The sequence below is a fragment of the Methylobacterium sp. WL9 genome (assembly GCF_008040035.1).
Classification (GTDB): domain Bacteria; phylum Pseudomonadota; class Alphaproteobacteria; order Rhizobiales; family Beijerinckiaceae; genus Methylobacterium; species Methylobacterium thuringiense.
Map to the genome: position 1 here is coordinate 1 of NZ_VRVE01000133.1, position 6,313 is coordinate 6,313.

General features: G+C 68.9%; 6 protein-coding genes and 1 pseudogene. 3 read left to right on the forward strand and 4 right to left on the reverse strand.

Annotated elements, in window-relative coordinates:
• Positions 1-132: 132 nt before the first annotated feature.
• The 3 genes and pseudogenes from FV217_RS21465 to ubiE all read right to left on the reverse strand — a co-directional run.
• Positions 133-723, reverse strand: a pseudogene (locus FV217_RS21465) (flavoprotein); the annotation flags it as partial.
• A gap of 439 nt (positions 724-1,162) precedes the next feature.
• The gene (gene ubiB, locus FV217_RS21470; protein WP_147820530.1) at positions 1,163-2,725 is read right to left on the reverse strand and encodes a 2-polyprenylphenol 6-hydroxylase; all 1,563 of its coding nucleotides are present in this window, start codon (positions 2,723-2,725) and stop codon (positions 1,163-1,165) included.
• Positions 2,726-2,925: 200 nt separating this feature from the next.
• Positions 2,926-3,702: a bifunctional demethylmenaquinone methyltransferase/2-methoxy-6-polyprenyl-1,4-benzoquinol methylase UbiE gene (gene ubiE, locus FV217_RS21475; RefSeq protein ID WP_147820532.1), complete on the reverse strand. Its 777-nt coding sequence runs from the start codon at positions 3,700-3,702 to the stop codon at positions 2,926-2,928.
• Between the two features lie 148 nt (positions 3,703-3,850).
• Here ubiE and mutM point away from each other — a divergent pair, with 148 nt between their 5' ends.
• The 3 genes from mutM (at position 3,851) to FV217_RS21490 (ending at position 5,476) form a co-directional block, all read left to right on the forward strand.
• Positions 3,851-4,750, forward strand: coding sequence for a bifunctional DNA-formamidopyrimidine glycosylase/DNA-(apurinic or apyrimidinic site) lyase (gene mutM, locus FV217_RS21480; protein WP_147820534.1), 900 nt, complete (start codon positions 3,851-3,853; stop codon positions 4,748-4,750).
• A gap of 122 nt (positions 4,751-4,872) precedes the next feature.
• Positions 4,873-5,160: a ribbon-helix-helix domain-containing protein gene (locus FV217_RS21485; protein ID WP_147820536.1), complete on the forward strand. Its 288-nt coding sequence runs from the start codon at positions 4,873-4,875 to the stop codon at positions 5,158-5,160.
• On the forward strand, positions 5,153-5,476 hold the full coding sequence (locus tag FV217_RS21490; RefSeq protein ID WP_147820539.1) for a type II toxin-antitoxin system RelE/ParE family toxin: 324 nt from the start codon (positions 5,153-5,155) through the stop codon (positions 5,474-5,476). Before FV217_RS21485 ends, FV217_RS21490 begins: the two co-directional genes overlap by 8 nt.
• Here the strand turns inward: FV217_RS21490 and FV217_RS21495 are convergent, their stop codons facing one another.
• A complete protein-coding gene (locus tag FV217_RS21495; protein WP_147820541.1) occupies positions 5,477-6,202 on the reverse strand; it encodes a glutathione S-transferase in 726 nt (241 codons plus the stop codon). It abuts the gene before it with no gap.
• Between the last annotated feature and the right edge of the window lie 111 nt (positions 6,203-6,313).

The following is a 6,313-nucleotide window of genomic DNA, read 5'->3' on the forward strand; positions in this document are numbered from 1 at the left end:
GCACGATGCCGATCGTGTCGGTGACCTTGATGCGGGCCTCTAGCGACGCTTCGAGCAGGCTGCGCCCGCCGATCGGCAGGTTGGCCCCTTGCCCGCCAGAGGCCCCTGGCCGGCCAGTGCCCCCGCCGGCGCCCGCCCGGCGAGGAACCCGAAACCGCCGCGCTCTTCCCGCGCGGCGAGCAGGGCTTCGAGCGCGTCGGCGATCTCGTGCGGCTCGGCCATGCGGCCGGGCCCGTATTCCGCCTCGGCCATGGCGCCGTCGTTGGGGCCGACGACCGCCACGCCGTCGCCGGCCAACGTCGCGAGGTTCCGCCGCGTCGCCGGATGCGCCCACATCCGCACGTTCATCGCCGGTGCGATCAGGATCGGCAGGGTCGTCGCGAGCAGCACCGTGGCGGCGAGGTCCGGCGCGTGGCCGCCGGCCATCTTCGCCATCAGGTCGGCGGTGGCGGGGGCGACCACGATGGCGTCGGCGTCCCGCGCCAGGCGGATATGCCCGATCTCGGCCTCGTCCGCCCGGTCGAACAGGTCGGTATGCGCGCGAGCCCCGGCGAGCGCCGCGGCAGCGAGCGGCGTCACGAATTCCTGGGCCGCCTTGGTCAGGATAGGCCGCACGGCGGCGCCCCGCTCGCGCAGGCGGCGGATCAGGTCGAGCGATTTGTAGGCCGCGATGCCGCCGCCGATGACGAGGAGGATGCGGCGGCCGCCGAGGGACTGGGACATGGCTCTAGTCAGGGGAGTCGGAGCCGTGCGTCAAGACTCGGGGCTACCGGGATCCCCGTTCCAGAGGCGTGCGGTCGTCCGAGAGGACGCGGGGCCGGCCCGCACGCCGCGATGCCGAACAGACGACATCGCCTGGCACGGTTCACCGGACAGATCGGCTCGTCGAGCTTTCAGTAGCGAACAACGTCCGAAAACTATTGATACGAATGTTTTCGCTCGAAAGCAGGAGATCACCGCCATACTGCGGCGCCGGAACAGCCAAACATAATCCAGTCCAAGAAGACCGTTCGCACACGCTCAGTCGATGCGCCGGGCAAGCGGCGTGGCGTCCGGTTATTTCAGAAAAAAGCCGGCCTTTGAAGAACGATCCGAAATCTTCGCGATGACGTGATCTGCCCGATCGCCCGCGATGGCCTCGCAGGCCCCGGCGTTCACACGCTCACTTGAACGCCATCACCAGCGCCCCGAGCGCGATCGCCCACAGGGCCAGGGTCGACCAGACCGCGCGGCGCTTCTCGGCGCGGGCGATGCGCTCCAGGGCGCGCACGTCCCGCGCGCCCTCCTCGTCGAGGCGGACCATGATGCGGCGGACGCGCTGGGCGATGTCGGGGAGGTCGGAGACGACGTCGGAGAGGGTCATGGCGGCGCGGCCGGCGCCCTCGATGCGGCCGAGCGGCCCGAGGTTGCGGGCGATCCAGGACTTCACCACCGGCTCGGCACCGGTCCACATGTCGAGATGCGGGTCGAGCGAGCGGGCGACGCCCTCCACCACCACCATGGTCTTCTGCAGCATCACGAGTTCGGTGCGCGTGCTCATGTCGAACAGCGCGGTGACGTCGAACAGCAGGGTCAGCACCTTGGCCATCGAGATCTCGTCGGCCGGGCGCTGGTGGATCGGCTCGCCGATGGCGCGGATGGCCTGAGCGAAGTCGTCCACCGAGTGGTGGCGCGGTACGTAGCCGGCCTCGAAATGCACCTGGGCGACGCGGCGATAATCGCGGGTGATGAAGCCGAGGAGGATCTCGGCCAAAAAGCGCCGCTCGGGCAGGCCGAGCCGGCCCATGATCCCGAAATCCACCGCCGTCAGGCAGCCGTTCCGGTCCACGAACAGGTTTCCGGGATGCATGTCGGCGTGGAAGAAGCCGTCGCGGATCGCCTGGCGCAGGAAGGACTGGATCACCGAGCGCCCGAGCGCCTTGGCGTCGTGGCCCTCTTCGACGATGCGGTCCCGGTCGCTGAGCCGGATCCCGTCGATCCACTCGCTGGTGAGGATGTTGCGGGAGGTCAGCTCCCATTCCGGGCGCGGCACCCGGAAGTCGTCGTCGCCCTTCGTGTTCTCGGCGAGCTCGGACATGGCGGCGGCCTCGAGCCGCAGGTCCATCTCCATCATCACCGAGCGGGCCAGCGTCTCGACCACCTCGCGCGGGCGCAGGCGCTCGGCCTCGGGCCAGAGGGCGTGGACGATGCCCGCCATGAAGCGCATGGCCTGGAGCTCGCGGGCGAACTGCGTCCGCACGCCCGGCCGCATCACCTTCACCGCGAGCGCCCGCAGGGTGCCGTCGGCGTCCAGCACCTGTGCCTTGTGCACCTGCGCGATCGAGGCCGCGGCCACCGGCTCGCTGAAGGTGGCGAACAGCGCACCGATCGGCTTGCCGAGATCCTGCTCGATGGCGCGGATGGCGACGCCTTGCGGGAACGGCGGCACCCGGTCCTGCAGGCGCTCCAGATCGCGCGCGGCGGCCATGCCGACGATGTCGGGGCGGGTCGCCAGGAACTGCCCGAACTTGACGTAGGACGGCCCGAGCCGGGTCAGCGCCCGCTCCAGGGGACTCGCCCCGGCATGCTCGGCGACGCCCCGCCGCTCCAGCGAGCGCCCGACCTTCAGCGCGAGCCGCAGATGCGGCGGCAGCTCCGCCGTATCGATCAGCGCGAGCCCGCCCTCCCGCGCCAGCACGAAGCCGACATGCGCGCCGCGGACGAAGTGGAAGAGGGCGCCTAGCAAAGCGGAACAGCCCCAAACGTGACCGGCACAGCAGTGCAGCTCAGTGCGAGCTTCTCCTCCCCCCTGTGGGGAGGAGGTAGGAGGTGGGGGTGGTTTCGCCTGCCGGGACGCAGGCAAGCGGAGCCACCCCCACCCTCAATCCCTCCCCACAAGGGGGAGGGAAGCGCATCGTCGCAAAACCTAGGCAGGGAGCCAGCCACTCAAGCCACCTTCCAGCCGGAGTGGATCGCCACGATCCCCCCCGACAGCACCCGGTGCGTCACCCGCGAAAACCCGGCCTCCTCGATCATCGCCGCGAAACGCCCGGGGGAGGGGAATTTGCGGATGGATTCGACGAGGTAGCGGTAGGATTCGCGGTCGCCGGCCACGCGCTCGCCGATGCGCGGGATCACGTGGAAGGAATAGGCGTCGTAGATCTTTTCCAGGATCGGCAGATCGACCCGCGAGAATTCGAGGCAGAGGAAGCGCCCGCCCGGTTTCAGCACGCGAAACGCCTCCTTGAGCGCCACGTCGATGCGCGGCACGTTCCGGATGCCGAAGGCGATGGTGTAGGCGTCGAAGGTATTTCCCGGCAGCGGCAGGGTCTCGGCGTTGCCGGTGACGAAATCGATGCGCTCGCCATAGCGCGTGCCGGCGCGCCGATTGTCTGCCCGTTCTTGCCCCACCCGCAGCATCGCCTCGTTGATGTCGAGCACCGTCACCTGGGTCTGCGCGCCGCCGGCCTCCAGCACGCGGAAGGCGACGTCGCCGGTACCGCCGGCCACGTCGAGATGGCGGAAGGGGCGGTTCGGGCCCGGCCGCAGCATCCCGATCAGGTGGGACTTCCAGGCCCGGTGCAGCCCCCCCGACATCAGGTCGTTCATCACGTCGTAGCGCTTGGCCACCGAGCGAAACACGTCGTCGACGCGGCCCTGCTTCTCGGCGAGGCTCACGCGCTCGAAGCCGAAATCAGCCGTGCCGTCGTCTGCCGCGCTCATACCGTCCCGATCCCTGCTCCCGCCCGCGCCTCATAGCGAATGCGCCGCGGAACCGCCATGTGGAGAAGCCGCGGCACACCGGTTATGACGCCACGGGTCGCATGTTTCACGTGAAACAATTCCTACAACAAGCCTGACGATCCTATCCATGCCCGAACTGCCCGAAGTCGAAACCGTGCGCCGGGGCCTCGCGCCCGCGCTGGTCGGCGCGCGTTTTTCGCGCGTGACGCTGCGGCGGCCGAACCTGCGCTTCCCCTTCCCGGAGCGCTTCGCACAGCGCCTCGAAGGCCGCACGGTCACCGACCTCGCGCGCCGGGCCAAGTACCTCACCGCGCATCTCGATTCCGGCGAGAGCCTGATCATGCATCTCGGCATGAGCGGCCGTTTCGACGTCGCCCTGCCGGACGGCCAAAATGTTTCGCCGGGCGATTTCTATCTCGACGGCGCGCTCGGCAACACGAAGCACGACCACGTCGTGATGGCTCTGAATTCGGGCGCGACCATCACCTACAACGACGTCCGCCGCTTCGGCTTCATGGATCTCGTGCCGACCGACACGCTGGCCGCGTGCCGGCACTTCGCCGCCATGGGGATCGAACCGCTGAGCGAGGCGCTGACCGGCGCGACCATCGCAAGACTCTTCCGCCACAAGATCACGCCGCTGAAGGCCGCGCTCCTCGACCAGCGCCTGATCGCGGGCCTCGGCAACATCTACGTCTGTGAAGCCCTCCACCGCGCCCGCCTCTCGCCGCTGGCCATGGCCGGAACGCTCGCCAAGCCCGACGGCACCCCGACGGCCAAGGCCAACGCGCTGGCCAAGGCGATCCGGACGGTGCTCACCGAGGCCGTGGCGGCGGGCGGCTCGACCTTGCGGGACTATGCGCAGCCGGACGGGGCGCGGGGGTCGTTCCAGCACGGGTTCCGCGTCTACGACCGGGTCGGGCATGCCTGCGTGACGCGGGGGTGTGTTGGGCGGGTCTCGCGGATCGTGCAGTCGGGGCGATCGACGTTTTTTTGTGAGGTGTGTCAGGGGCCTGGGGGGCGCTGAGCCTTTACTTTCCGAGCAGGGGCGAGGGAAGGCGGTGCATGTCGCCTGCCTGGCCACTGTGGAGATTCATGTCGTCGCATTTTATGCTACCATCCTGCGTCATTAGCGGGAGGCGGTCGGGTATGGCGACAGCCGAGAAGATCAGCATCACGATGACGCCCGACATGCTCCGCGCTGTGCGCGAGAGCGTCGAGGCGGGCGAGTACGCGTCGACCAGCGAAGTGCTGCGCGACGCGGTGCGCCTCTGGCAGCGCCAGCGCCTCGAAGACGCCGAGCGGCTGGATGCCATCCGGGCTCGCATCCGGCGCTCGCTGGACGATCCGCGGCCTTCCCTCAGCACCGAGGAAGTGAGGCAGCACATGGAGACTCTGTTCGCCAAGGCGCAGGAAGACGCTGCCAGACGTGCATAGGCTGGGTGTCGAATTCCAGCCGGAAGCCCGTGCCGACCTTGCCGATATCTTTCACACGGTGCTGCTTGTGAGCCAGCACAACGCAACGGCGGAAAACTTCATCCGGCGGATCATTACACGGTGCGAGCGCATCGGCGACGCGCCTCGAAGCGGGCGATCCCGTGACGATCTGAAGCCGGGCCTGCGCATGGTACCGTTCGAGCATTCGGCGGTGATCGCCTACACGATCGACGAAACGCGCGTGCTCATCACGAACATCTTCCACGGGGGCCGAGACTACGAAGCCCTCTACCGCGAGCACGACGACACCGACTGATCACCCATCCAACTCCGCATACCGCCGAAACACCCCATTCTCACTGAACGCCAACCGCCGCTCGCTCGCGAGATACGCCGCCACCCGCGGCAGGCGGCCGACATTCTGCACCAGGGCCACGACCCGCGGCGTCGCCTCCAGCGTCCGCGCGGTCGCGTTCGGGAAGGCGTAGCGCAGGCCGTCGACGAGTTGGAACAGGGAGAGGTCGGCGGTGCTCAGCGCGTCGCCGACGAGGTGGCGGGCGCCGGCCGGGTTGCGGGTGAGCACGCGCTCGAACCAGCCCAGAAACTTCGGCATCCGGTTCTCGCGAAATTCGTGCGCGCGGCGCAGGGCCTCCGGCTTCTGCTCTTCGTAAAAGAGGCCGTTCGCGACGGGGTGGTGCGTGTCGTGCGCCTCCGCGACCATGTCGGTGATCGTGAGCTGGATCTGGTGGGTCCAGATCCGGTCTGCCTCGCTGGCGCCGACGAGGCCGAGGCGGGGGCCGAGATAGAGCAGGATGTTGGCGGTCTGGCCGATGACGAGATCGCCGTCCCTGAGGAAAGGCGGAGCGAAGGGCGGACGCAGCGGTTCGGCGTCGAGCCGGTCCATCATCGCGTCGGTGCCGCCGCCGTCCTCATGGGGGAGGCGGGCCACGTCGACATAGTCCGCCCCGGCCTGTTCAAGGGCGAGGCGCACGAACTCCCCGCGCCCCTGGATCATCGGCCAGTAGTGAAGCTCGTACGGCATCGGGTGTCTCCTCCCGGGCTCAAGTCGGAGCGGGCGGTTCGGGTTTCATCGGCCGGGTGCGGGAGGCGCGACGCCATCCCTCCCCCTCGTGGGGAGGGGCAGGGGTAGGGG

Coding starts and splice junctions, on each gene's coding strand:
- ubiE (WP_147820532.1), bottom strand. CDS start 3,702: ATGAGCGCGGCAGACGACGGCACGGCTGATTTCGGCTTCGAGCGCGTG.
- FV217_RS21485 (WP_147820536.1), top strand. CDS start 4,873: ATGGCGACAGCCGAGAAGATCAGCATCACGATGACGCCCGACATGCTC.
- mutM (WP_147820534.1), top strand. CDS start 3,851: ATGCCCGAACTGCCCGAAGTCGAAACCGTGCGCCGGGGCCTCGCGCCC.
- FV217_RS21495 (WP_147820541.1), bottom strand. CDS start 6,202: ATGCCGTACGAGCTTCACTACTGGCCGATGATCCAGGGGCGCGGGGAG.